The following is a 23,621-nucleotide window of genomic DNA, read 5'->3' as shown; positions in this document are numbered from 1 at the left end:
CGGGCTCCGGGTCAACTCGCGGTCAGTCCGACACCGGATCAGTCGTTGGCGTCGACATCCTCGAATTTCGGCATGTTCAGCGGGCGGTCCTCATCGCCGGGAGCAGCCGGGATCGGGCCCGGATCCGGCATGGACGGCATTTCCTGGCCGCCGATCATGGCCTGCTCATAGACCTGGACGTCATCGTCTTCTTCCGGCTCGTCCGTGTCGATGAAGCGCTGCATGCCGCGGATCAGCTCATCCTGCAGTTCTTCGACGTCGACCTTGGATTCCGCGATTTCGCGCAGGCTGACGACCGGATTCTTGTCATTGTCGCGATCGACCTGAATCTGCACGCCGTTCGAGATGTCGCGGCTGCGCTGGGCGGCCATCATGACCAGTTCGAACCGGTTCGGAACCTTCTCGACGCAATCTTCTACGGTAACGCGGGCCATATCGCTTCGTCCTCGCAATCCAGTGGCGGCGTTTCGGGCGGCAAACGGGACTGTGGAAGCCTCTGACTTCCGAAGCCGGCATGCCCTGCCGAACGCACAAAAAGCGCTAGGCGCTATCGCGGGATAGCGCCGGGAGGTGCGATATACGCTCCCTGCCCCCGGATATCAAGTCCGCAGAGCCGCAAAAGGGCCTACCAAATGGGTGGTATCCGATACAATTGCGCTTGAAAGCGACATGGACCCTCGCTACCAATTGCGCCAATGGGGTGCCGCCGGGAGCAACATCGAATTCTCGTTGCCCTTTCGGCGCCTGACGGAATTTCGCCAAGTCATTTCATTCGGAGGATACTGCCGTGAAGCTCGGTATTTACAGAGAAGAGAAGTTTGCCATTTTCATCGACGGAGCCAACCTCTACTCGGCGGCCAAGGCGCTGGGCTTCGACATCGATTACAAGAAGCTCCTGAACTCCTTCAAATCCGAAGGCCGACTGATGCGCGCCTTCTACTATACCGCCCTGTTCGAGGATCAGGATTACAGCCCGATCCGGCCGCTGGTCGACTGGCTGGACTACAACGGCTACACGATGGTGACGAAGCCGGCGAAGTCCTACACCGACTCCCAGGGCCGTCAGCGCATCAAGGGCAATATGGATATGGAACTGGCGATCGATATGCTGGACATGACCCAGTATCTCGACCACGTCGTCCTGTTCTCCGGTGACGGCGATTTCCGCAGCCTGGTCGAAGCCGTGCAGCGCCGCGGCGTCCGGGTCAGCGTCGTCAGCACGATCAAGTCTCAGCCGCCGATGATCGCAGACGAACTGCGCCGTCAGGCCGACAATTTCATCGAACTGTCCGATCTGGCGGAGACCATCGCGCGGAACTTCCATGACGCCCAGCGTCCGCAGGCCCCGACGGCGCCGCGCCGCTCCGTTCGCGGCCCGTCGGCGGATTTCGAGGGCGAGGAGGATTATGACGAGGACGAGGAATACGACGACGAGGACGATTACGCCGGCGTCGAAGCCATCGTCGAGCGCACGGACCGTTCGGGCAATCGTTGAGCCCGGTCTGACGAACCGTGAGTGTACAGCCCTTCAAGAACCCGCCGCGCGATTGCCCGCTCTGCCCGCGCCTCGTCGCCTTTCGGGAGGACGCTCGCGCGGCCAACCCCGATTGGTGGAACTCCCCCGTTCCCAGCCTGGGACCGATCGATGCCCCGCTTCTGGTCCTCGGTCTGGCCCCCGGAATGGGCGGGGCGAACCGGACCGGACGTCCCTTCACGGGCGATTGGGCCGGTGACCTTCTTTATAAGATCCTGGTGGAGGAAGACCTGGCGGTCGGTGAATACGATCGCCGCCCGGATGACAGCCTGAAACTCACCCGATGCCGCATTGCGAACGCCGTGCGCTGTGTCCCGCCCCAGAACAAGCCGATCGGTCAGGAAATGAACACCTGTCGGGAGTTCCTGGTCGCCGAACTGGACGCGATGACGGAGTTGAGAGCCATCTTCACCCTGGGCCGTATCGCCCATGAGGCCGCCCTGCGTGTCCTCGGCGTGAAACCCTCCGGCATCAAGTTCGCCCATGATGCCGTCCACGACGTCGGGGCGCTCGGGGGTAGGAATATTCAGGTAGTCAACAGCTATCACTGTTCGCGCTACAACACGAATACCGGTCGGCTGACGGAGGAGATGTTCCGGACGGCGGTCCGGACCGCCAAACGCGCGGCCGATCTATAGTCAGTCGGAAACCGGGGGGTACAGGATGTCGGAACGGATACTGGGAGTGATCGGCGGCAGCGGCCTGTACGCCATGGACGGGATTGAGGGGGCGGACTGGACCACGGTGGAAACGCCCTGGGGGGCGCCCTCAGACGCGGTGCTGTGCGGGACATTGCAGGGCACGAAAGTGCGGTTCCTGCCCCGTCACGGGCGCGGCCATATCCAGACACCGTCCTCCATCAACTACCGCGCCAATATCGATGCGCTGAAGCGGCTCGGCTGCACGGACATTCTTTCCGTCTCCGCCTGCGGCTCCCTGAAAGAGGAACTGCCGCCCGGCCATTTCGTGATCGTGGACCAGTTCATCGACCGGACCTTCGCGCGGGAGAAGAGCTTTTTCGGGCCGGGCTGCGTCGCCCATGTCTCCCTCGCACATCCGGTTTCAAGCTGGCTCGGCGATCTGTGTGAGGATGGGTTGAAGGCCCTGGGCATCCCCCATACCCGTGGCGGTACATATCTGGCAATGGAAGGTCCGCAATTCTCCTCACAGGCAGAATCCGAGCTGTATCGCAGTTGGGGCTGTGCCGTCATCGGGATGACCAACATGCCGGAGGCAAAGCTGGCCCGCGAGGCGGAGCTGCGCTACGCCACAGTCGCCATGGTCACGGACTACGATTGTTGGCATCCGGATCATGATCATGTCGACGTCGAAATGGTCATCAAGACATTGCTGGAAAACGCCGATCATGGAAGGGACCTGGTGCGCCATGTGGCATCGGTCCTGAACAGCTGGACCAGCGCGCCGGATTGTGGCTGCGACACCGCCCTGGAGAATGCCCTGATCACCGTGCCCGATGCGCGCGATCCGGACATGGTGGCGAAACTGGACGCCGTTGCCGGCCGCGTTCTGGGCTGATCAGGATTTGTCCAGACGGAAGGTGTTGCCGTCATCCGCGGTGGCATAGATGCCCTCAGCCTTCTGGCGCGCCAGCCTTTCGCTGTCGGCCCGCCGGAATTCCTCGATCAGGATCGAGATTTCCTCCTGATCCACCTCCAGTCGGCGCAGCCCTTCTTCGGCCAGCTTGATCGAACTCTCCAGGGTATCGCGGATCAGGAAGTCGGCGCCGCTGTCCATCAGGTCGAGGGCGTGCAGCCGGTCATGTGCGCGCGCCATGATCCGCACCGCCGGGAAGTTGTGTGAAATCAAGTCGATCGATTTCGTGCAGGCGGCCGCATTGTCGATTGTGACATAGACGAGGTCGGCCTGCGCCATGCCGGCGGCGCTCAACACATCGACACGTGTTGCATCCCCGAAATAAACCTTCGTGCCGAACCGTTTGGCGGCCTCGATCCGTTTCGGGTCCGCATCGATGGCGGTGACGGGAATCCCCTTCTGCCGGAAGATCTGACTGACGATCTGACCGACCCGCCCGAAACCGAGCACGATGACATTATTGGCCTCGATGCCCTCTCCCGGGATCGGCAGATGTTCCACAGGATCCTGCCACAGCCTCGGCCGAAGGCGCTCGAATGCCATGCGCAACGGCGGGGTGAGAGCCATGGAAACGGTAATCAGCGCGGTCAACATCCCGGAATCGGTCGCACTCAACAGGCCGAGCGACACACCTTCCGCCACAACCACGAAGCCGAACTCGCCCCCTTGCGGCAGTGTCGCAGCAATCCTCCCTGCCTCCGGTCCCGTCGACCCCGAGGCCCGACAAAGACCGAACAGGATTGCCCCCTTCGCCAGAAGCAGCAGCAATGCCCCGCCAAGCACGACGGCCCATTCCTGGAATACCACGGGCCAGTCCACGGACATGCCGACCGCGATGAAGAACAGTCCCAGCAGCAATCCACGAAACGGCTCGATATCCGCCTCCAGCTGATGGCGGTATTCGCTTTCAGCCAGCATCACACCGGCGATGAACGCGCCCAGTGCCATGGACAGGCTGAACAGATGCATCAGCAACGCCGACCCGATCACCAGCAACAGGGCGGCCGCCAGGAATATCTCGTGGGAACGGGTCTGCGCGATGATCCGGAAAATCGGATTCATCAGGAACCGGCCGGCGAGTACCAGTCCGACGACCGCCCCGACGCTTTCCAGCGCATCGGTCCAGTCCCCGCCTGCCTCTTCAATGCTTGCCCCCAGGGTCAGGAGCGGCGCCAGGGCCAGGATCGGGACGATCATGATATCCTGCAGCAGCAGGATAGAGAACGCCCTGGTCCCGTGAGGCGTCGTGAATTCCCCGCGTTCCTGCATCAATTGCAGCGCAAACGCCGTGGACGACAGGGCCAGGGCCATACCAACCAGAACCGCCGCCTGCCACACCGCGCCCAGGGCAAATGTCCCGAACACCGCGACCGCGGCGCCCGTAAGCAGGACCTGGGCGGAGCCGAGGCCGAAAATGTCGGCGCGCAGGGCCCAGAGTCTGGAAGGCTTCAACTCCAGCCCGATCAGGAACAGCAGCAGCACGACGCCGAATTCGGCAAAGGCAAAGACGCTTTCCGTATCCCCGACCGCGCCCAGCGCATGGGGCCCGATGATCGACCCGGCCGCGAGATATCCCAGAACGGATCCCAGTTTCAGACGCTTGAAGATCGGCACGGCGACGACGGCGGCCGTCAGATAGATTGCGGCGTCTTCCAGAAATCCCAATTCCCCGCCGGCAGCCATGATCGTCCTTTCGTGCTTTACCCCTTCACGACAGGGTTCCACATCTCAGGGTCGGACCGCAACGGTGTCCCGTGAAAGTACCTGCAAAGGCGGACACTTTCACCGAATTTCACTTCTTGTCAGTCAGTCAGTCGAACAGCGACTTCAGACCGTCCTCGCTGGCCGCGCAGGTACCACGCTCGGTGATCAGGCCGGTGACCAGCCGTGCCGGGGTCACATCGAAGGCATCGTTACGCGCGGTGACGCCCTCCGGCGCGATGTCGACGGTGACGACATCACCGTTTTCCATCCGCCCGGCGATGCGGGTCAGTTCCTCGCCCTTGCGCTGTTCAATCGGGATTTCACGGACGCCGTCATGGACGGTCCAGTCGATCGTCGTCGACGGCAGCGCCACATAGAAGGGCACGCCGTTGTCCTTTGCCGCCAATGCTTTCAGATAGGTGCCGATCTTGTTGCAAACATCGCCGCTGGCCGTCGTCCGGTCGGTGCCGACGATGCACAGATCGACCAGCCCGTGCTGCATCAGATGCCCGCCGACATTGTCCGCGATCAGCGTATGGTCGACGCCGTGCCGCCCCAGTTCCCAGGCGGTCAGACTGGCACCCTGGTTGCGGGGGCGCGTCTCATCGACCCAGACATGAACCTTGATTCCCTTCTCGTAGGCCATATAGATCGGCGCGGTCGCCGTACCCCAATCGACGGTCGCCAGCCAGCCGGCATTGCAGTGGGTCAGGACGTTGACGGCCTCGCCCTCGGCTTTCTCAGCCGCGATCTTCTCAATGATTTCCAGCCCGTTGCGGCCGATTGCCTTGCAGATCTCGACGTCGGAATCGCAGATCTCCGCCGCCCGCTCCCAGGCCAGGGCCGCGCGCTCTTCCGGCGCACGGTTGTCCAGCAGGGCGCGCATCTCATCCAGGGCCCAGCGCAGATTGACCGCCGTCGGCCGCGTCCGGTACAGCCGGTCGTAGATCGACTGCACACCGGCATCGCTGGAATCCGCTTCCAGGCCCAGACAGAAACCATAGGCCGCCGTCGCCCCGATCAGCGGCGCCCCGCGCACGATCATGTCCTCGATCGCCACCGCCGCCTCTTCCAGAGAGGTCAGGGTCAGCGTCTCGAACCGATGCGGCAACTTTGTCTGGTCGATCACCCCGACCGATTTGCGCGGTTCCTCGACCCAGATGGTGCGATAGGGTTTGCCGTCGATTTCCATCGCCTATGCCTTCCCCGGCTGCTTGCCGTATGTCTTGAACTTCTCCAGCACCTCGGCCATCTCGACATCGCTCAGGATTACCGGCTCGCCGAGTTGCCGTGCGTGGTGATACTGGCGGGCCAGACCTTCGACCTCAATGGCAAGGCCCAGGGCCTTCTCAAGCGTCGTTTCGAAACAGATCATGCCGTGGTTCGCCAGGATGCAGGCCTTCCGGTCGCGCAGTGCGGCGACCATCGTATCGGAAAGCGCCTGCGTGCCGAAGGTGGCATAGTCGGAACAGCGGATGTCCGTCCCGCCCGCAACCGCGACCATATAGTGGAAGGCCGGGATGCCGATCCGCTGGCAGGCCAGCGCCGTGCAGAAGGTCGGATGGGCATGGACCACAGCCTGCGCCTCCGGACGGGCACGGTAGATGTCGGCATGCATGCGCCATTCGCTGGACGGCAGAAGCTGCCCGTCCTCGACCGGTGTGCCGTCGAGCCCCAGCAGGACAACATCCATCGGCTTCAGCGCGTCATAGGAAACACCGGACGGCGTCACCAGCATCGCGTCGCCGAAGCGCGCGGAGACATTGCCGGACTTGCCTTGGTTGATGCCCGAAGCGTTCATGGCCAGACAGGTGTCGACTATGCGCCGGCCGAGTGCCTGACGTTCGTTCCGGCCCGGAAGCTTCATCGAATGCCGTCCCGCATCAGTTTGTAGGCATAGGCATCGTAGAGGGCGATGACGGAGGCGTCGATAATGTTCGCCGAGACGCCGACCGTGGTCCAGCGGTGTCCCTGTTCGTCCTCGCTCTCGATGGTCACGCGCGTCACGGCATCCGTCCCGGTCGACCCTTTGGGCGGCGGCAAGATGCGGACCTTGTAGTCGACAAGCTGCATGTCCTTCAGGTCGGGATAGATTTCCAGCACCGCTTCCCGCAGAGCCGTATCAAGCGCATTGACCGGCCCGTTGCCCATGGCGACACGCATGACCTGGCGGCCCTGGACTTCGACCTGCACCGTCGCCTCGGATTCGGTGATCAGCTTACCGACCGCGTTGTGGCGACGTTCGTCCATGACACGGAAGCGGCTGATGTCGAAATAGTCCGGAACATCGCCCTTGGCGTGATGCGCCAGCAGTTCGAAACTGGCCTCGGCCCCGTCATAGGCATAGCCCTGGAACTCCCGGTCCTTCACATCCTCCAACAGGCGGCGCAGCGCGGCTTCTTCCATCTCGATGCCGCTTTCCTCCAGCCGGGCCAGAACGTTGGACCGTCCGGCCTGATCGGAGACCACAATGTGCCGGCGGTTTCCAACCGTCTCCGGGGGGATGTGTTCGTAGGTTCTAGGATCCTTGGCGACGGCAGAGACATGAAGCCCGCCCTTGTGGGTAAAGGCCGCCTCCCCGACATAGGCCTGATGACGATTGGACGGGCGTTCCAGCCGTTCGTCCAGCAGGCGCGACAGATGGGTCAGTTCCTTCAATCCGTCATGCGAAACGCCGGTCTCGAACCCCATCTTCAACATCAGGGACGGGATCAACGAGCAGATATTGGCATTGCCGCAGCGCTCCCCCAACCCGTTGATCGTGCCCTGAACCTGACGCACTCCAGCGCGGATCGCAGCCAGGGAATTGGCGACGGCGTTTTCCGTGTCGTTATGGGCGTGAATGCCAAGGCGGTCACCGGGGATATGCTCGGCCACCTCACGCACGATGGCGTCGACTTCATGCGGCAGGGTTCCGCCATTGGTGTCACACAGCACGATCCAGCGTGCCCCGGCCTCATATGCCGCCATGACACAGGACAGGGTGAAGTCCCTGTTGGCCTTCCAGCCGTCGAAGAAATGCTCGGCATCGTACATCGCCTCCGACTTGCGCTGTCCGGCAAGGCGGATCGAATCGGCGATCATCGCGACGTTTTCCTCATGCGGAATTTCCAGCGCGACATCGACATGGAAATCCCAGCTCTTGCCGACCAGGCACATCGCCTGGGCCTTCGAATTCAGAAGGGGCGCGAGGCCGGGGTCATTCTCCGCCGACCGTCCGGGCCGTCGCGTCATGCCGAAGGCGACCAGTTTGGCGGTGTGAAGATCCGGCGGGTCGGTGAAGAAGGCATCATCCGTCGGATTGGCCCCCGGCCAACCGCCTTCGACATAGTCGATGCCGATACGATCCAGCGCCTGGGCGATCGCGACCTTGTCGGCGACGGAAAAATCCACCCCCTGGGTCTGCGCCCCGTCCCGCAGGGTCGTGTCGAACAGATAGATGCGCTCGCTCATAAAACTCGCCTCATTCCAGTTCCCCCACTAACTCGAAAGCGGGGTCATGCTCGCCGCCATTCGGTGACGCCGCCGGGCTTGTCTTCCAGCACGACGCCGCGTTCCTTCAGATCGTCACGGATCCGGTCCGCCTCGGCGAAGTCCTTCGATGCCTTGGCGGCCTTTCTGGCTTCGATCAGGCCTTCGACTTCCTCGGCCGACGGACCGTCCGACCCGCCCTTGAACCAGGTTTCCGGATCGCCCACAGCGATGCCCAGCAGATCAAGCGCCCCCAGGAAACGCGCCGCCCCCGACGCATCCGTGACCGTATCGGTCAGTTCATGCAGCTTTGCCAGGGCAAGCGGTGTATTCATGTCGTCCATCAGCGCCGCATGCACGGCATCGTCCCGCGCCGGACGTGCCCCGGTTTCCAGCGCCGTCTGCTTCAGGCGGTACAGTCGGTCCAGCGCCGCCTTGGCTTCCCGGCATTTGTCCTTCGAGAAATCCAGCGGCTGACGATAGTGGGCCTGCAGAATCACCAGGCGCAACGCCTCGCCGGGAAACTCCTCCAGAAGTTCAGCGACCGTGTAGAAGTTGCCGAGACTCTTCGACATCTTCTCGCCTTCACTCATCAGATAGCCGTTATGCATCCAGTGGCGGGCAAAGCGGTCCTGCTGCGCATCATGCGGATGGGCGCAGCAGCTCTGGGCGATTTCGTTCTGATGGTGCGGGAAGACCAGATCGATCCCCCCGCCATGGATGTCGAAATCCGGGCCGAGATACTTCTCGGACATGGCGGAACATTCGATATGCCAGCCGGGACGCCCCTTCTCACACCAGGGGCTTGGCCAGCCTGGGGTCTCGGCATCGGATGGTTTCCACAGCACGAAATCCGCCGGATCCTTCTTGTAACTGGCGACGTCGACCCGGGCGCCGGATATCTGTTCGTCGCGGTCCTTGTTGGCAAACCTGCCGTAATCCGGCCAGGACGGAACGTGGAACAGCACATGACCGTCGTCCAGCGCATAGGCATGTCCGTTTTCGATCAGACGCTCGATATGGGCGACCATTTCCGGAATTGTCTCGGTTGCGCGCGGTTCAACATCCGGCGGCGCGCATTTCAGTTCCGCGCAGTCTTCGCGGAACCGCGCGACCGTCGTTTCCGTCAGGTCGCGGATATCGATGCCGCGCTCCTTCGCGCGGGCGTTAATCTTGTCGTCGATATCGGTGATGTTTCGGACATAAGTCACCTCGTCATAGAGCGTCCGCAACAGGCGTGCAAAGACATCGAAGACGACAATGGGACGGGCATTGCCGATATGAATCCGGTCATAGACCGTCGGGCCACAGACATAGAGACCGACCTTCCCCGGCACACGGGGTTCGAAGGAAATCTTCTGTCGTCTGCTGGTATCGTAGATCATCAGGTCCATGGCCGGTATCCGCTCTCAATCTGCTGCAAAACTGAAAACCCGCGGTAGGGTCGTGCCTGCCGCGGGGTCGATGGTGTCGCTGTTCTATGTCCGGGGTTCCGGATCAGCACCGCCAACGGCCGCCGCGCGCGCGACAGCCGCAGATAATCCCGATGATGTCGATCGTAAAGGCCATGCCGCCCGATCCGCCGGATTGATGCCGAGTTCGTTGCCCGCACTATAGCCGCCGCAGCAGCGCTGGCAAGGCCGCCTGTCGCACCCGTCGCCGGTCGACGAGCAATAACGGTCATTGCAACTTTTGATTCCGGAACAACGACATAGACGCCGGTCCTGAGGGATTCTCGCACCCCGCTGAATCGATACATAAAGACCAAGCCCCCTCTCCTGATGGAGAGGGGGTCTTGGTGAGGCGGCAGGGCTTTCGCCCTCAACTCAATGATTGGGGCTTACACGCCCATATAGCGATGCATCAGTTCCTCGTCGGCCAGCAGCGCGTTGCTGTTGCCGGTCCAGACAACCTTGCCCTTTTCGACGATGTGATGCCGGTCGGCGATCCGGGCGAGGTCCTTCACATTCTTGTCGATCACAAGAATGGAGAGGCCTTCCGACTTCAAGGCTTCCAGGCTGCGCCAGATCTCGTCACGGATCAGCGGCGCAAGTCCTTCCGTCGCCTCGTCGAGAATCAGCATTTTCGGATTGGTCATCAGCGCCCGACCGACCGCCAGCATCTGCTGTTCCCCGCCGGACAGCAGGTTCCCCATGCTGCCGCGCCGCTCCGCGAGGCCCGGGAAAAGGTCGTAGACACGTTCCGCCGTCCACGGATCGGATCGGCCGCCCCAGTTCGCGGCGGTGGCGATCAGGTTTTCATGGGCCGTCAGGTTGGGGAAAATCTGGCGCCCTTCCGGAACCAGGCCGATCCCCCGCCGCGCGACGGCGTAAGGGGCGAGCCCGCGAATGGCCTCCCCTTCAAAATGGATGTCCCCGGAATTCGCCGGCACGATCCCCATGATGGAATGGACAGTGGTCGTCTTGCCCATGCCGTTGCGGCCCATCAGCGTGGCGACCTCGCCAGCCTTCACCTCCAGCGACATGCCGAACAGGGCCTGGCTGTTGCCGTAATAAGTCTTCAGTCCCGAAACGCTCAACATGATCAGGCAGCCTCCTCGCCCAGATAGGCCTGGCGGACGGCCTCATTGTCGCGGATCGCTTCCGGCGTATCGGTGGCGATGACTTCGCCATAAACCAGAACGGAAATCCGGTCGGCCAGGGCAAAGACCGCATCCATGTCGTGTTCGACCAGCAGCATCGTCTTATGTCCCTTGAACCGCTTCAGGATCTCGATCATGCGCTGGCTTTCCTCCGTTCCCATGCCGGCCATCGGCTCGTCCAGCAGCAGCATCTTGGGTTCGGTCGCCAGCGCCATGGCGATTTCGAGCTGACGGTGTTCGCCGTGTGAAACCTCACGCGAAAGAACATGCGCCTTATCCTGCAGCCCGACTTCCTTCAGGTAGGTCATCGCCTTGGCATTCAGGGCCTCGTCGCGGCCGGCATTGGCCCAGAACCGGAAGGAATGACCGTCATGCGCCTGAACAGAGACCGAGACGTTTTCCAGCAGGGTCATGTCCTGGAAAACGGTCGTGATCTGAAACGACCGGGCGATGCCCATATGCGCACGCGCCGGGCCGGAGGCACGGGTGATGTCCTTGCCGGCGAACCGGACACGTCCGGAATCCGGCATCTGCTCGCCGCAGAGCTGGGAGATCAGGGTCGTCTTGCCGGCACCGTTCGGGCCGATGACGGCATGAACCTCACCTTCCAGCACATCGAGGGACACGTTCTTGGTTGCATGTACCCCGCCGAAGCTCTTCTGCAGGTCGCGTACTTCGAGAAGTGTCGTCATTATCGGTTCCACCTGTCGAGAAGCCCGTTGATCCCGCCGCGCACGAACAGAACGATCAGCACAAGCAGAATGCCGAATGGCAGGTGCCAGTAGATACCGGCGCCATCGGCGAACAGATCCATGATGTCGGGCAGGAACTCCTCCAGAAGCAGGAAGGACAGCACGCCATAGATCGGGCCCATGACGCTTCCAGAGCCGCCGAGAACGACCATGAAGATCAACTCACCGGACCGGGTCCATCCCATCATCTCCGGGCTGATGAAATTGGTGAAGTTCCCCATCAGCGCGCCCGCGTAACCGCAGATCGCACCGGAGATGACATAGGCCGTCAGCTTGTAGCCGTAGGTCGGATAGCCCAGCGCCTTCATCCGCTTGTCGTTCGACATCGAGCCCCGAATGACCCGGCCGAAGCGCGAATTGACGATGCGATGCACCAGGTAGAGCACCCCCATCAGCGAAATGAAGCACAGGTAATAGAAGGTCGTCGGATCGTCGACATCCAGGCCATCGACGAATTCGCTGTCGGACCAGATCAGCAGACCGTCGTCTCCGCCATACTCCTCCAGAGAGATGAACAGGAAGAAGACCATCTGCGAGAAGGCCATGGTGATCATGATGAAGTGCACGCCCTTCGTGCGCAGGCTGATCGCGCCGGTGATCAGCGCATAGAGGGCGCTTACGGCGATTGCCAGCGGGAAGTGCAGCCAGCCCGAATACAGATCGTAGTAGATCGGAATACCGACGGCATAGGCGCCGATCCCGATGAAGGCCGCATGACCGAAGCTGACCATCCCGCCATAGCCGAGGATCAGGTTCAGGCTGACCGCGGCGATCGCGAGGATCAGAATTCGGGTGGCGATATCAAGGTAGAAGGCCTGGTCCGTGATGTTCGTGAGGATGGGCATGACACCCAGCAGCACCACGATCAGAACCGCGATCAGACCCTTGGGGGTGAGAATGTCGGAAGCGTTCATCGTTGTCGTCCTTTCGCTTCCGCTCAACGTACGCGGGGCGGGAACAGACCCTGCGGGCGCACCGCCAGAATCACCGCCATCAGGATGTAGATCAGCATGGCGGAAACCGCAGGTGCCGCGGTTTCGGCATTCTGATCCGACATGAAGAGTTTCATCAGCTGGTCCAGATAGGATCGGCCCATCGTTTCGATCATGCCGACGATCAGCGCACCGACGAAGGCCCCTTTAACGGAACCGATGCCGCCGATGATGATCACGACGAAGGCGACGATGATGATGTCATTGCCCATCCCGATCGATGCCTCGGTGATTGGGGAGACCATCATCCCGGCCAGGCCGGCGATGGCTGCGCCGGCCGCGAAGACCAGCGAGAACAGCCGCTTGATGTCGACGCCGAGCGCCTGAACCATGGTGCGGTTGGATGCCCCTGCCCGGATCAGCATCCCGATCCGCGTGCGGGTCACCAAAACGTAAAGGCCGAGGGCGACCGCAAGGCCAACAAGAATGATGGCAACCCGGTAGGTCGGGACCAGAATTGTCTCGCTGAGGGCGATCTGTCCGTTCAGCCAGTCGGGCAGCGGAATCGCCATGCCCTCGGCGCCCCAGAACAGATGCACCACCGTGTCGAAGATGAGGATCAGGCCGAAGGTCGCCAGAACATGGTCGAGGTGGTCGCGAGCATAAAGCGTTCGCGCGACGATCAGTTCCGCGACGTAGCCCACTGCCAGGGTCAGCGGAATCGCCAGAAGCACCCCCAGAACGAAGCTGTCCAGCAACGCGACCAGGGTCCCGCAGATATAGGCGCCGACCATGTAGAAGGAGCCATGCGCCAGATTGATGAAGTCCATGATCCCGAAGATCAGGGTCAGTCCCGCCGCCAGCAGGAACAACAACACGCCGAGTTGCAAACCGTTGAGCAACTGCGTGATGAGGAGCGCCGTATCCATTCACTCATCCCCGCCCCATCGATCCGGCCCGCGTGAGCCGGACCGGTCGAGGCACTATCCCGTATCCCAAAAAAACCGTCCCCACGGATCGTGCCCGACTTCTTGTGGGGAAAAACAGCGGGGCGGACCGTCCATGGCCCGCCCCGCCGGAAACTTCTGCGCGATTACATACCGCAATCGGCGGCGTGCGGATCCTGGTGATCCTCGTACACCGTCGAAACGACCTTCGTCGTCCAGCGCCCTTCCGAATCTTCAACCGCTTCACGCAGGTAGAAGTTCTGGATCGGGAAGTGGTTGTTACCGAACTTGAAGCTGCCGCGGGTCGAGGCGAAATCGGCCTTGGCCATCGCCGCACGCACCGCGTCCTTGTCGGACAGATCGCCGCCAACGGCATCAACCGCCGACTTGATCAGCATCATCGCATCGTAGGCCTGCTGGGCGTAGAAGGACGGGTAGGTACCGTGCTTCGCCAGGAAATCGCCCACGAACTTCTTGTTCGCGTCATTGTCCAGATCCGGCGACCAATGCTGCGTCGCGCGGCTGCCCAGCACGCCCGTCAGACCGGCGTCCTTCAGACGCGGCAGCGAAAGGGCGTCCACCGTGAAGACCGAGTAGAGCGGCAGGGTGTCCTGCAGACCGGCCTGGGTGTACTGCTGAATGAAGGCACCACCCGCCTTGCCCGGGTAGAAGACCCAGATCGCTTCGGCGCCCGAAGCCTTCGCCTTGGCCAGTTCCGCCGAGAAATCGAGCTGCGCGTCGGCACCCCATTTCGTCAGGTCCTTGCCCTTGATTTCGCCTTTGAAGGTGCGCTCAACGCCGGCGACCATGTCCTTACCGGCGGCATAGTTCGGCGCCATGATGTAGACGGAATTGACGCCATTGGCATTCAAGGCTTCACCCAGCGCCATCGGCGTCTGGTCATTCTGCCAGGAAACGGAGAAGAAATTCTCATGGCAGCCCCGGCCGGCCAGCTGGGACGGGCCCGCATTGGCGCTGATCAGGAACGTGCCGCTGTCCAGGACAGACTTGGACGACGCCAGCAGAACGTGCGACCAGATGAACCCGGTGACGAAGTCGACCTTGTCCTGCTTCACCAGCTTATCGGCAGCCTGCTTGCCGATTTCCGGCTTGAAACCGTCATCTTCATAGATGACTTCGACCTTGCGGCCGCCCATCTCGCCGCCGATATGCTCCAGCGCGAGATCGAAGGCGTTCTTCATGTCGTTGCCGATCACCGCGGCCGGTGTCGTCAGCGTGGTCACGAAGCCGATCTTCACCGGCTCCCCATGGCTGGCACCGAAAGCCGGCGCCGCCATCATTACGGCGCCCAGTGCGGCACCCAGCAACGTTTTCTTCATACCCATACCTCCCTGATATTGGGACATCCGAAGGGCGGATGCCCATCGCGTCGAAACCCATGGGTCAAGGAGAACGCGGAAGCGCATACGGGGTCAAGCGCCCGCTTGGTCAACTTCCGACTTACCATCCTCACCCATCGGCCTTGCTGCACTATAGTGCACCCACACTAATCCGCAATGTGGATTTCTGCGCTATGTTGCATGCAATCCCATCATTATATTTCAAGCTTCAACTTTTTAAGCCTAAATCATTTCGTCCCTTTGCCGCAAGGAGAAACGATTCATCATCTCCGCCTACGGCTTCACAATCCGGACAGAGAGAGCACCGACACCGTCTGCCGATCCTTCCATCACATCCCCTGGAACGACCGCGCCAACGCCGGCGGGCGTTCCGGTGAAGATCAGGTCGCCGGGATAAAGCGTGTGGAACCGGGACAGATCCTCGATGGTCTCCCGAACATCCCAGATCATCTCATCCATTTCGGCATCCTGACGCATCTCGCCGTTCACGGACAGGCGGATGCGACCCTTGGCAATCTCGCCCGTCTTCGACATCGGAACGATTTCCCCGACCGGACCGGCCTGAAAGAAGCTCTTGCCGTTGTCCCAGGGACGGCCCTTCTCCTTGGCGGCGCCCTGAAGGTCGCGCCGCGTCATGTCCAGCCCGATGGCATAGCCATAGATATGTGCCGGGGCATCGGCCTGGCTGATCCGAAACCCTTCCTTGCCGATCGCGACGACGAGTTCGATCTCATGATGCAGATTCGATGTTTCCGGCGGATAGGCGATATCCGTCGTCGCGTCCGGCGGGCAGTAGACGATGGCATCCCGGCATTTCGTGAAGAAAAACGGCGGATCGCGATCCGAAACGCCCATTTCCTCGCGATGCGCCCAGTAGTTTCGACCGACGCAATAGATGTTGCGCACCGGGAAATCGCCGCCCCCCTGAACAGGCACGGCAGTCACGGGCGGCGGCGGCAGAACATAACTCATGGTCATTCAATCCTCTGTGGCGGCCTCTCGGCGCGGTTTCCCTTTTGGCGGCTGACCGCCGTCACTTTCCGAAGATTTCGGCGTAGCGGTCCGGCTTGAACCCGACCTCGACCGAGCGGTCCCCGGTTTCCAGAACGGGGCGTTTGATCATGGACGGCTGGTCGACCATCAAGGCGATGGCCTTATCCTGATCCAGATTCGCCTTTGCCTCATCCGGCAGCTTCCGGAAGGTGGTTCCAGCCTTGTTCAGGACCTTCTCCCATCCGGCCGCATCGCACCAGCGCGTCAACGCCTCACGGGTCACGCCGGCTTTCTTGTAGTCGTGGAAGTCATAGCCGACCCCCTGCCCGTCCAGCCAGGCGAATGCCTTCTTCATCGTATCGCAGTTCTTGATGCCGTAGATCGTGACGGACACTGTCTTTCCTCTCGCCTTCGTCAGATGCGCTCTTCGCGCCAGATGCCGAGAGAGTCCTGCATGCCCTTGTCCGAGAAGACAAACAGAACGAGGTCCTCTCGCGCCTCGAAGGCCTGCCTGTGCCAGGGCGGCACGACGAAAACGTCACGCGGCTTCAAGTCATAGACCGCCTCTCCGACGACAACACTGCCGCTGCCTTCGACGACAGTGCAGACCATGGCATCCGTCGCCCGGTAGGTCTTGGTGGAGAACCCCTTCGGCAGCAACTGGACGAACCCGGAAATCGTCGGCATCATCGGGCCACCGGTCGACGGATTGATGAATTCCAGCTTCAGTCCCTGATGCGGGTCCCATTCGGTTGACCCCTTCATGTCCTCCAGCGCCTGCCGGTATTCGGCATAGGGATAGTGGAAGACAGGGCTGGTCTTCGGCGCGTCGAACCCGACGGGCAGCATGTTGCGGCCGAACTGCGCGCGGCTGAACCCCGGCGGGCGCCGGTCCAACTGGTATTCGTCATTACCCTGCTGGGCGAAGCCGGCGTCGAAAAATCTCAGGGTCGGAATATCCAGCCCGTCCAGCCAGACCATCGGCCCGTCACTGTCATTGCCGTGGTCATGCCATTGCCAGCTGGGTGTCAGGATCAGATCGAACTCCCGCATCACCGCGCGCTCACCATCGACGGCGGTATAGGCGCCGTCTCCTTCCATCACGAAACGCAGCGCGGACTGGGTGTGCCGATGGCAGGGCGCGATCTCACCCGGCAGGATCAACTGCAATCCGGCATACAGCGTGCCGGTCGCGGCGCTTTCCCCCGGACAGCCCGGATTCTCCAGGATCAGAACGCGCCGCTCCGCCTCCTTGGCCGTGATCAGGCTGCCGCTTTCCATCAGAAAGGGACGGACATCGTCATACCGCCAACGAACCGGTTGAACCCGGGTCGCCGGCTGCTTCGGCACCAGGGCGTGCAGCACCTCCCAGAGCGGCGTCATGTTCAGCGGTCGGATCTCGTCATAGAAGGCCTGGCGTTCGGCGGTGATCGGCTTGGTTTCGCTCATGATGACGTTCCTCTCATCGACAAATGGTCAAGCATCTTCCAGCAACAGACGCTTGCAGGCCTGCCGGTCGATCTTGTCGGTTCCGGTCTTGGGCAGACTGTCCAGATAACGGATCTGACGCGGATACTTGTATGGCAACAACTCGGACTTCACATAGGCTTTCAGTTCCTCGCCCAACGCATCACCGCCGTCCACTCCCGGCATCGGCGCAATCACCGCCGCCAGGGTGGTTCGTCCGTCGGCCATGGGCAAGCCCATGACGGCGCATTCCAGAACCTTCGGGTGCTCAATCAGGCAAAGCTCCACCTCCAGCGGATAGACCCACTGGCCGCTGACCTTGATCAGATCATCGGCCCGGCCGCGGAAGAAATGGAACCCGTCCTCATCGACCGTGAACCGATCCCCGGTCCAGATCCATCCACCCCGCATGGTCTCCGCCGTCTTGTCCGGGCGGTTCCAATAGCACGGTGCGGAGGACTGGCCGCGAACCCAGAGAATCCCCTCCTCCCCCGGGGGCACTGCCCTGCCCTCGCGGTCGGTCAGCTTCAATTCATAGCCTGGAACCCGCAAACCGGCAGAGCCGAGACGCTTCCTGTCCACCGTGTTTGACAGATAGATATGCAGGACCTCCGTCGACCCCAGACCTTCAACGATTTCATGACCAAACCGGTCTTTCCAGGCATTGAAGACGTCGCCCGACAGCACCTCCGCCGCGGAAATGCACAACCGGACAGAGCTCAGATCGGCGGTCGCGGCTTCGGCGCTCTTGATCAGCGCCGTATAGACTGTCGGCAGCGCGAACAGCAGGGTCGGGCGGCAAGCACGGATCATATCGAAGATCCGCGACGGGGTCGGACGATCGGGCAGAAGGGCCGTGGCGGCGCCGACCGCGAAGGGGAAGGTGATCGAATTGCCGAAGCCGTACGCGAAGAAGATTTTCGGTATCGAGAAGCAGACATCGTCCTCCCGAATGCCCAGGACATTCCGGGCATAGCTCTCGACCGTATAGGCCATGTCGTGATGCAGATGGACGACGCCCTTGGGCCGCCCGGTGGAACCGGACGAATACATCCAGAACGCCATGTCGTCCCGATGGGTGTCGGCCACGGCCAGATCGGCAGATTGCCCATCGACCCAGGTGCGCCCTGCATCCCCGTCCAGGGCGATCAGATGCGCCACGTCCGCCCCATCGAACAGGGCCTGATGTTCCGAATGGATTAGGGCCACGCGGGCACCGGAATCGGCAACGAAATAGGCAACCTGATCCGCCGGTGACAGCGTGTTGACAAGGACCGGAACCAGGCCGGCGCGCAGCGCCCCGAAGATTGCGGCCGCATAATCCGGACTGTCGTTCAGAACCAGCATGACCCGCTCACCGCGCTGACAGCCCAGCCCCAACAAGCCGTTTCCGATGCGGCAGGCCCGTACGCACAGATCGGCATAGGTCAGGGCGCCGGATTCGGTCAGGATCGCCGGCCTGGCACCGCGCCCCGCGGCAAGATTGTCGAACAGGATCGACGCCGCGTTGTAGCGTTCCGGCACCGAGAACGAGACCTCCCGTGCACCGGGGCAGTCATCGGCAACCAGATCTGTGTACTCACTCATGCGCCCGTCCCCTCCGTCGCGCGATGGGCGTCCAGCCCGGCCATGAATTGCGGCGCCAGTTTGCGCAAGCGGTCATCGTCGATCCGTCCCGCGCGGCGAATATAGCTGTCCGCGAAATCCCAGACAGGCAGGTCCATTCTTGCGGCAAAGCCTTCATACCAGTCGGCGCTGCGGTTGGCGGCGGTGACGATCTTCTTCACGATCGGCTGGCGCGCCGCCTGATAGGCCGCCAGCCCGTCCCGAACAGCGCCCGGATGCTCCTTCAGCGCACGTATCAGGGCGATGGCATCCTCCATGGCCAGACGGGTGCCCGAACCGATCGAAAAATGCGCGGTATGCAGGGCATCCCCGATCAGGACCTTGTTGTCCTGATGCCAGGTGTCGCACCACAGCTTCGGGAAGTTCCGCCAATGCGACTTGTTTGCGACCAGCGGCGCCCCTTCCAGAACATCGGCAAAGATCTCCTCACAGACAGCGCGTGCCGCGGGCTCCTCCATACCGTCGAAACCGGCGGCCTCCCAGGTTGCTGAATCGGTCTCGACGATGAAGGTGCTCATGCCCGGCGCGTAACGGTAATGATGGGCATTGAAGCGTCCCAGGCGCGACTCCCGAAATGATTGGGTCAGTGTATCGAAAGGCCGTTTCGTGCCGTACCAGACGAACTTGTTGTCCAGGTATTCCAGCGTCACACCGAAATCAGCCGATTGCCGGACCAGCGAATTGAGACCATCGGCGCCGATTATCAGGTCATAATCCCGAAAGCGGGACAGATCCCCGATATCCGCGCCGAACTGTGGCGCCAGCCCGACCTCCCGCGCCCGGGCGGTCAGCAGTTGCAGAAGATGCAGACGACCGACGGCCGCAAAACCGACACCGTCAATCGATACGCATTCCCCCAGCACATCGAGGGTCAGGTCGCGCCACATTTCCATATGGGGCACGATGGCATCATGGGTTTCAGGATCATCTTCGCGCAGAAAATCCAGCGCCGTATCGGAAAACACCACCCCGAAGCCCCAGGTCACATTTTCCGGATTGCGCTCGAAAATCTCGATATCGCTAACGGGAAATTCCCGCCGCAACAGCGTTCCGGCATACAGACCCGCCGGTCCCGCGCCGATGATGGCTACGCGCATTGGTGTCCTCCTCGATCCGGTGCTTTGCCCGTTTCATTTTTCACGAATATACAGTACATTCACCATTAGACAATAACAGTATCCACTGAGGGTCATCGAATGCATCAGGAATCGGAGGATCGTCGCGGCATCGGTTCGGTCGACACGGCCATGACGGTGCTGAAGGTATTTGCCCAGGAAACCGGCCCTCTGTCCCTGAAGGAAGTCAGCGAGCGCACCGGCATGTCGGCCAGCAAACTGCACCGTTACCTTGCCAGCCTCGTGGCCCAGGGCATGCTCAGTCAGAAATCCCGCTCCGGCCGTTACGATCTCGGCCCATTCGCAACGGAACTGGGTCTGTCGGCGCTGACCCGGACCGATTTCGTCAATCGGACGGCGGATGTTCTGCCGGACCTCGTCGCGGCAACCGGCCATACGGCCATGCTGTCGGTCTGGGGAGCAACCGGCCCGGTCATCGTTCGGTGGGAGCGCGCGCGAAACCATATCGTGACGGCGCTGGGGCTCGGCACGGTCATGCCACTGACCACATCGGCAACCGGCCGCGTCTTCCTGGCTTTCGCACCGGACGGTCTGACCGCCCCGCTGCTTCGGACCGAAGGGGCCCAGAAGGCGCAAAACATTCCGTCATTGAAGGAAACCGTGCGGCAGGACGGATTTGCCAGCGTCGGCGGTGACTTCATTCCGGGACTCTACGCCCTCGCCGCGCCGGTTCTGAACTGGCAGGGAGAGGCGGAAACGGTGATCACCCTCATCGCAACGGACGAAAAGCTGATTGATCCGGACGGACCGGCCATAGGCGCCCTGCTGCGGACCTGCCGGTCCGTTTCCCTGCCGTCGGATGACGCGGGAACGAACTAACCCGTCGTGATATAGTCCCGCATCGCGTTGGCTTCCTGTTCCAACGTGGTGATGCGGTTCTTGACCACATCCCCGATCGAGATCACGCCGACGAGCTTGGTGCCCTCGGTCACCGGCATATGGCGGAACCGGCCATCGCTCATCCGCCGCATGATATCGTCCGCGGCCTCCGAAGGCGTGCAGGTCTCAACCGGCGCCGTCATCAGATCGGCGACCTTCTGTGTCATGACCGACGCACCGCGCGCGGCCAGCCCGCGCACGATATCGCGCTCGGACAGGATACCGACGACACGGTCCTTGTCTTCCGTGACCACCACGGCGCCGATCCGGTGCTTGGCCAACAGTTCCGAGGCCTCCCGAATCGAGGTCTCGGCGGACACCGTAATGATAGAATCGCTGGGTTTCTTGCTCAGCAGGGCGGCGACGCTCATCTTTCCGTTCCCTTCATTTGGAAGGGCGCGGGGGCCATACCGCGTGGGGGCGGTCCCCCACCCCTTCTGGATCCCGGCAATCGCGTCGGCGAGCGGCGCGAACCGCCGTAACTACACCTGTTGAATCAAGTATCTGCCGATTTGCGCGCGGATTTCAATCCTGTGACAGTGCGGCGCAGCATTTATGCCGTCAGAACGACGATCCCGGCTCTTTCAGGAAGGCCGCCTCTTCGGGGGTCGTTTCACGGCCCAATGCGGCGTTGCGATGCGGGAACCGACCGAAACGGCGAATGATCACACGGTGCCGCTCGGCGTAGTCGGCGAACATCGCGTCGCCGATGACCTCACAGAAGGCACAGCACCAGTCCTGATCCGCGAGGTTTTCGCTGTGCTCGAACGGCAGAATGAAGAACTGGCCGGCCATCTCCGGGAGGTCCGGATCCAGGTGCTGGCCGCGTACGATGGCACGGCGCGCAATATCCCGGGCCAGGGGATCGGCGGCAAAGGCTTCCGCCGTGCCGCGATGCAGATTGCGCGAAAACTGGTCCAGCACAATCAGCACCGCCAGCGCACCCTGCGCCGTCTCGGCCGCGGCGAACGCGGAATCGGGATCGCCGGCCAGACGTTCGCGCAGGGCGCCGAACCTCTCCCGAATCGTCTGATCGACGGTTTCGTTCACCTCGAACCAGTCATTCCGCGTCAATTCCCCGAACCAGTAGGAAATCACCGCCTTCGCAAAATCCGTCATCGCCGTCACCGTCCGATCTTTCGTTTTCCCCTGAATGGCGCGCAGACTAGGCGCATCGCAGGAAAATGAAAATTCCGTGTTTCGTGAACAATCCGTGTCTTGCGTCGGGGCAATCGGGGCGTTATAAGCCGATCCGCTTCGGCAAGGGACGGACCCGACCGCCCCTCTCGAAAATGCCGATGCACCACGCCGGAGTGTAGCTCAGCCTGGTAGAGCACTGTCTTCGGGAGGCAGGGGTCGTTGGTTCAAATCCAGCCACTCCGACCAATAAAAACCCCGCAAACTCAATGAGTTGCGGGGTTTTTTATCGGTCGATCAAGGCCTAATGAGCCAAATCGCTCCAACCGACGGAAGCCTTCCGGATGCAAGCGGCGACTGCAAGCGGATCCTGAAATCCGGATCATGGGCACAGGTCCAGAAATATCTGATCGTGGATCGACGCCTGTCCTATGCGCCGGACCGCTGGAACGCCCTTACCGGCTTCAGGGTGGTGCGGGAGTCGAGATGACGAAACAAGGCTGACCACCACCTGGGCCCCATTCCGCCGCGCCTCGACAATTTTTTGCATTTGCTTGATTTGTTCTGTTTTAATCATGTTTTGTTCTGTTATAGTTCCTGCTCAATGCCAAATGGCGTTCGGGCGCGCCGCGCGGCAATAGATGCATGAAGCGGTTTAGAGATGGCGACAGACAAATTCGGGCTCGGTGCCCCATTCCTGCAACGTATGTACTTCCGGGAGCCGCCGAGGGACAGGCTGGACTACCCCTTGAACCTTCCACTCGTGGACGGCCTGGATTTGACCTTCTCGACTCCGGTGACGATCCTTGTCGGTGAGAACGGGTCCGGCAAGTCGACGATTCTGGAGACGATTGCCCACCATTGCGGCTTCAATGTCGGCGGTGGCAGCCGTGACCACAACTACAATCAGACTGTCGATGTGGAGCCGCTGGCAAAGGCGCTGACCTTTTCATGGCGCCCCAAGGTCACGCGGGGTTTCTTTCTTCGGGCGGAAAGCTTCTTCAACTTCGTCGGCTATCTGGACGAGTTGTCCGACGAGCCCGGTCAGGCTGCCAAAAATTCCTATAGCGAATTGTCCATGAACAGGCAGTCCCATGGTGAGGCATTCCTGTCGCTCTTCGAGGACCGGTTCAACGGCAAGGGAATCTACATCATGGACGAGCCGGAGGCGGCGCTGTCGCCCCATCGTCAGATCCAGCTTCTCGCCATCCTGCATGCGCTGGAGGAATCCGGAGAAGCGCAGGTCATCATGGCAACGCATTCGCCGATCCTGATGGCCTATCCGAATGCCGATCTGCTGTATCTGGAAGGGGATACGATCCGGAATGCCGATTACCGCGAAACAGCGCATTACCGTATAACCCGGAGGTTCCTGGAGAACCCCGATGCCTATCTCCGTGAAATCTTCGACCGGTTTGATCCCTGACCCGATCCGCCGAAAAGCAAGGGGCGCCGAATGACGCCCC

Annotated in this window: 24 protein-coding genes and 1 tRNA gene; 7 read left to right on the top strand and 18 right to left on the bottom strand. The window is 61.7% G+C overall.

Features of this window, described 5'->3' with window-relative positions; genetic code table 11:
• Positions 1–38 precede the first annotated feature (38 nt).
• Entirely contained in the window at positions 39–434 is a 396-nt protein-coding gene (rpoZ, locus tag R8L07_15615; GenBank protein MDW3206964.1) for a DNA-directed RNA polymerase subunit omega, read from the bottom strand.
• 365 nt (positions 435–799) lie between these two features.
• Here rpoZ and R8L07_15610 point away from each other — a divergent pair, with 365 nt between their 5' ends.
• Genes R8L07_15610 through R8L07_15600 form a run of 3 tightly spaced genes read left to right on the top strand, consistent with a single transcriptional unit; the run spans position 800 to position 3,070 of the window.
• Positions 800–1,495: an NYN domain-containing protein gene (locus R8L07_15610; GenBank protein ID MDW3206963.1), complete on the top strand. Its 696-nt coding sequence runs from the start codon at positions 800–802 to the stop codon at positions 1,493–1,495.
• Between the two features lie 17 nt (positions 1,496–1,512).
• The gene (locus R8L07_15605; protein MDW3206962.1) at positions 1,513–2,172 is read left to right on the top strand and encodes a uracil-DNA glycosylase; all 660 of its coding nucleotides are present in this window, start codon (positions 1,513–1,515) and stop codon (positions 2,170–2,172) included.
• 25 nt (positions 2,173–2,197) lie between these two features.
• Complete coding sequence (locus tag R8L07_15600) at positions 2,198–3,070, top strand: S-methyl-5'-thioadenosine phosphorylase (protein ID MDW3206961.1); 873 nt, start codon at positions 2,198–2,200, stop codon at positions 3,068–3,070.
• On the opposite strand, the gene R8L07_15595 is transcribed toward R8L07_15600, so the two are convergent.
• From R8L07_15595 to R8L07_15525, 15 genes are all read right to left on the bottom strand, one after another.
• Positions 3,071–4,831: a monovalent cation:proton antiporter-2 (CPA2) family protein gene (locus tag R8L07_15595; protein MDW3206960.1), complete on the bottom strand. Its 1,761-nt coding sequence runs from the start codon at positions 4,829–4,831 to the stop codon at positions 3,071–3,073. It lies immediately after the preceding gene.
• Positions 4,832–4,958: 127 nt separating this feature from the next.
• Positions 4,959–6,044 (bottom strand): S-methyl-5-thioribose-1-phosphate isomerase, encoded by a 1,086-nt coding sequence (gene mtnA / locus R8L07_15590; protein MDW3206959.1) that lies wholly within the window; start codon positions 6,042–6,044, stop codon positions 4,959–4,961.
• 3 nt (positions 6,045–6,047) lie between these two features.
• The gene (locus R8L07_15585; GenBank protein ID MDW3206958.1) at positions 6,048–6,719 is read right to left on the bottom strand and encodes a class II aldolase/adducin family protein; all 672 of its coding nucleotides are present in this window, start codon (positions 6,717–6,719) and stop codon (positions 6,048–6,050) included.
• Complete coding sequence (gene cimA / locus R8L07_15580) at positions 6,716–8,305, bottom strand: citramalate synthase (protein MDW3206957.1); 1,590 nt, start codon at positions 8,303–8,305, stop codon at positions 6,716–6,718. The genes R8L07_15585 and cimA overlap by 4 nt, the downstream gene beginning before the upstream one ends.
• A gap of 44 nt (positions 8,306–8,349) precedes the next feature.
• Positions 8,350–9,717, bottom strand: coding sequence for a cysteine--tRNA ligase (gene cysS / locus R8L07_15575; GenBank protein MDW3206956.1), 1,368 nt, complete (start codon positions 9,715–9,717; stop codon positions 8,350–8,352).
• A 446-nt stretch (positions 9,718–10,163) separates the two neighbouring features.
• Positions 10,164–10,865: an ABC transporter ATP-binding protein gene (locus tag R8L07_15570; GenBank protein ID MDW3206955.1), complete on the bottom strand. Its 702-nt coding sequence runs from the start codon at positions 10,863–10,865 to the stop codon at positions 10,164–10,166.
• 2 nt (positions 10,866–10,867) lie between these two features.
• Positions 10,868–11,617 (bottom strand): ABC transporter ATP-binding protein, encoded by a 750-nt coding sequence (locus tag R8L07_15565; GenBank protein ID MDW3206954.1) that lies wholly within the window; start codon positions 11,615–11,617, stop codon positions 10,868–10,870.
• Positions 11,617–12,591 (bottom strand): branched-chain amino acid ABC transporter permease, encoded by a 975-nt coding sequence (locus R8L07_15560; protein MDW3206953.1) that lies wholly within the window; start codon positions 12,589–12,591, stop codon positions 11,617–11,619. The genes R8L07_15565 and R8L07_15560 overlap by 1 nt, the downstream gene beginning before the upstream one ends.
• Positions 12,592–12,614: 23 nt before the next feature.
• Entirely contained in the window at positions 12,615–13,538 is a 924-nt protein-coding gene (locus R8L07_15555; GenBank protein ID MDW3206952.1) for a branched-chain amino acid ABC transporter permease, read from the bottom strand.
• A gap of 164 nt (positions 13,539–13,702) precedes the next feature.
• Complete coding sequence (locus tag R8L07_15550) at positions 13,703–14,896, bottom strand: ABC transporter substrate-binding protein (protein ID MDW3206951.1); 1,194 nt, start codon at positions 14,894–14,896, stop codon at positions 13,703–13,705.
• Between the two features lie 294 nt (positions 14,897–15,190).
• Positions 15,191–15,889, bottom strand: a complete 699-nt coding sequence (locus R8L07_15545; protein ID MDW3206950.1) for a fumarylacetoacetate hydrolase family protein — start codon at positions 15,887–15,889, stop codon at positions 15,191–15,193.
• 61 nt (positions 15,890–15,950) lie between these two features.
• Complete coding sequence (locus R8L07_15540) at positions 15,951–16,304, bottom strand: ArsC family reductase (GenBank protein MDW3206949.1); 354 nt, start codon at positions 16,302–16,304, stop codon at positions 15,951–15,953.
• Positions 16,305–16,324: 20 nt separating this feature from the next.
• Positions 16,325–17,359: a gentisate 1,2-dioxygenase gene (gene gtdA / locus R8L07_15535; GenBank protein ID MDW3206948.1), complete on the bottom strand. Its 1,035-nt coding sequence runs from the start codon at positions 17,357–17,359 to the stop codon at positions 16,325–16,327.
• A 27-nt stretch (positions 17,360–17,386) separates the two neighbouring features.
• Entirely contained in the window at positions 17,387–18,964 is a 1,578-nt protein-coding gene (locus tag R8L07_15530; GenBank protein MDW3206947.1) for a benzoate-CoA ligase family protein, read from the bottom strand.
• A complete protein-coding gene (locus R8L07_15525) occupies positions 18,961–20,100 on the bottom strand; it encodes an FAD-dependent monooxygenase (protein ID MDW3206946.1) in 1,140 nt (379 codons plus the stop codon). The genes R8L07_15530 and R8L07_15525 overlap by 4 nt, the downstream gene beginning before the upstream one ends.
• A 99-nt stretch (positions 20,101–20,199) precedes the next feature.
• Here R8L07_15525 and R8L07_15520 point away from each other — a divergent pair, with 99 nt between their 5' ends.
• On the top strand, positions 20,200–20,958 hold the full coding sequence (locus tag R8L07_15520) for an IclR family transcriptional regulator (GenBank protein MDW3206945.1): 759 nt from the start codon (positions 20,200–20,202) through the stop codon (positions 20,956–20,958).
• On the opposite strand, the gene R8L07_15515 is transcribed toward R8L07_15520, so the two are convergent.
• Together R8L07_15515 and R8L07_15510 are read right to left on the bottom strand one after the other, a co-directional pair.
• The gene (locus tag R8L07_15515) at positions 20,955–21,389 is read right to left on the bottom strand and encodes a CBS domain-containing protein (protein ID MDW3206944.1); all 435 of its coding nucleotides are present in this window, start codon (positions 21,387–21,389) and stop codon (positions 20,955–20,957) included. The two genes, R8L07_15520 and R8L07_15515, sit on opposite strands and share 4 nt — an antisense overlap.
• 190 nt (positions 21,390–21,579) lie before the next feature.
• Positions 21,580–22,137 (bottom strand): DUF924 family protein, encoded by a 558-nt coding sequence (locus R8L07_15510; protein MDW3206943.1) that lies wholly within the window; start codon positions 22,135–22,137, stop codon positions 21,580–21,582.
• Positions 22,138–22,327: 190 nt separating this feature from the next.
• Here R8L07_15510 and R8L07_15505 point away from each other — a divergent pair.
• The 3 genes from R8L07_15505 (at position 22,328) to R8L07_15495 (ending at position 23,581) form a co-directional block, all read left to right on the top strand.
• Positions 22,328–22,404: transfer RNA gene (locus R8L07_15505), tRNA-Pro, on the top strand.
• Positions 22,405–22,462: 58 nt separating this feature from the next.
• Positions 22,463–22,645: a hypothetical protein gene (locus R8L07_15500; GenBank protein ID MDW3206942.1), complete on the top strand. Its 183-nt coding sequence runs from the start codon at positions 22,463–22,465 to the stop codon at positions 22,643–22,645.
• A 171-nt stretch (positions 22,646–22,816) separates the two neighbouring features.
• Positions 22,817–23,581: an AAA family ATPase gene (locus tag R8L07_15495; protein ID MDW3206941.1), complete on the top strand. Its 765-nt coding sequence runs from the start codon at positions 22,817–22,819 to the stop codon at positions 23,579–23,581.
• Positions 23,582–23,621 lie beyond the last annotated feature (40 nt).

This window comes from Alphaproteobacteria bacterium (genome assembly GCA_033344895.1).
In the GTDB taxonomy this organism is placed as follows: domain Bacteria; phylum Pseudomonadota; class Alphaproteobacteria; order UBA8366; family Aestuariispiraceae; genus Pacificispira.
This window is presented reverse-complemented; position numbering and strand designations above follow the sequence as displayed.

What these genes read in the sequence shown, in the direction of transcription:
- rpoZ (MDW3206964.1), bottom strand. Translation starts at nt 434, where the DNA reads ATGGCCCGCGTTACCGTAGAAGATTGCGTCGAGAAGGTTCCGAACCGG.
- R8L07_15600 (MDW3206961.1), top strand. Translation starts at nt 2,198, where the DNA reads ATGTCGGAACGGATACTGGGAGTGATCGGCGGCAGCGGCCTGTACGCC.
- R8L07_15595 (MDW3206960.1), bottom strand. Translation starts at nt 4,831, where the DNA reads ATGGCTGCCGGCGGGGAATTGGGATTTCTGGAAGACGCCGCAATCTAT.
- mtnA (MDW3206959.1), bottom strand. Translation starts at nt 6,044, where the DNA reads ATGGAAATCGACGGCAAACCCTATCGCACCATCTGGGTCGAGGAACCG.
- R8L07_15585 (MDW3206958.1), bottom strand. Translation starts at nt 6,719, where the DNA reads ATGAAGCTTCCGGGCCGGAACGAACGTCAGGCACTCGGCCGGCGCATA.
- cimA (MDW3206957.1), bottom strand. Translation starts at nt 8,305, where the DNA reads ATGAGCGAGCGCATCTATCTGTTCGACACGACCCTGCGGGACGGGGCG.
- cysS (MDW3206956.1), bottom strand. Translation starts at nt 9,717, where the DNA reads ATGGACCTGATGATCTACGATACCAGCAGACGACAGAAGATTTCCTTC.
- R8L07_15570 (MDW3206955.1), bottom strand. Translation starts at nt 10,865, where the DNA reads ATGTTGAGCGTTTCGGGACTGAAGACTTATTACGGCAACAGCCAGGCC.
- R8L07_15565 (MDW3206954.1), bottom strand. Translation starts at nt 11,617, where the DNA reads ATGACGACACTTCTCGAAGTACGCGACCTGCAGAAGAGCTTCGGCGGG.
- R8L07_15560 (MDW3206953.1), bottom strand. Translation starts at nt 12,591, where the DNA reads ATGAACGCTTCCGACATTCTCACCCCCAAGGGTCTGATCGCGGTTCTG.
- R8L07_15555 (MDW3206952.1), bottom strand. Translation starts at nt 13,538, where the DNA reads ATGGATACGGCGCTCCTCATCACGCAGTTGCTCAACGGTTTGCAACTC.
- R8L07_15550 (MDW3206951.1), bottom strand. Translation starts at nt 14,896, where the DNA reads ATGAAGAAAACGTTGCTGGGTGCCGCACTGGGCGCCGTAATGATGGCG.
- R8L07_15545 (MDW3206950.1), bottom strand. Translation starts at nt 15,889, where the DNA reads ATGAGTTATGTTCTGCCGCCGCCGCCCGTGACTGCCGTGCCTGTTCAG.
- gtdA (MDW3206948.1), bottom strand. Translation starts at nt 17,359, where the DNA reads ATGAGCGAAACCAAGCCGATCACCGCCGAACGCCAGGCCTTCTATGAC.
- R8L07_15530 (MDW3206947.1), bottom strand. Translation starts at nt 18,964, where the DNA reads ATGAGTGAGTACACAGATCTGGTTGCCGATGACTGCCCCGGTGCACGG.
- R8L07_15525 (MDW3206946.1), bottom strand. Translation starts at nt 20,100, where the DNA reads ATGCGCGTAGCCATCATCGGCGCGGGACCGGCGGGTCTGTATGCCGGA.
- R8L07_15520 (MDW3206945.1), top strand. Translation starts at nt 20,200, where the DNA reads ATGCATCAGGAATCGGAGGATCGTCGCGGCATCGGTTCGGTCGACACG.
- R8L07_15515 (MDW3206944.1), bottom strand. Translation starts at nt 21,389, where the DNA reads ATGAGCGTCGCCGCCCTGCTGAGCAAGAAACCCAGCGATTCTATCATT.
- R8L07_15510 (MDW3206943.1), bottom strand. Translation starts at nt 22,137, where the DNA reads ATGACGGATTTTGCGAAGGCGGTGATTTCCTACTGGTTCGGGGAATTG.
- R8L07_15500 (MDW3206942.1), top strand. Translation starts at nt 22,463, where the DNA reads ATGAGCCAAATCGCTCCAACCGACGGAAGCCTTCCGGATGCAAGCGGC.
- R8L07_15495 (MDW3206941.1), top strand. Translation starts at nt 22,817, where the DNA reads ATGGCGACAGACAAATTCGGGCTCGGTGCCCCATTCCTGCAACGTATG.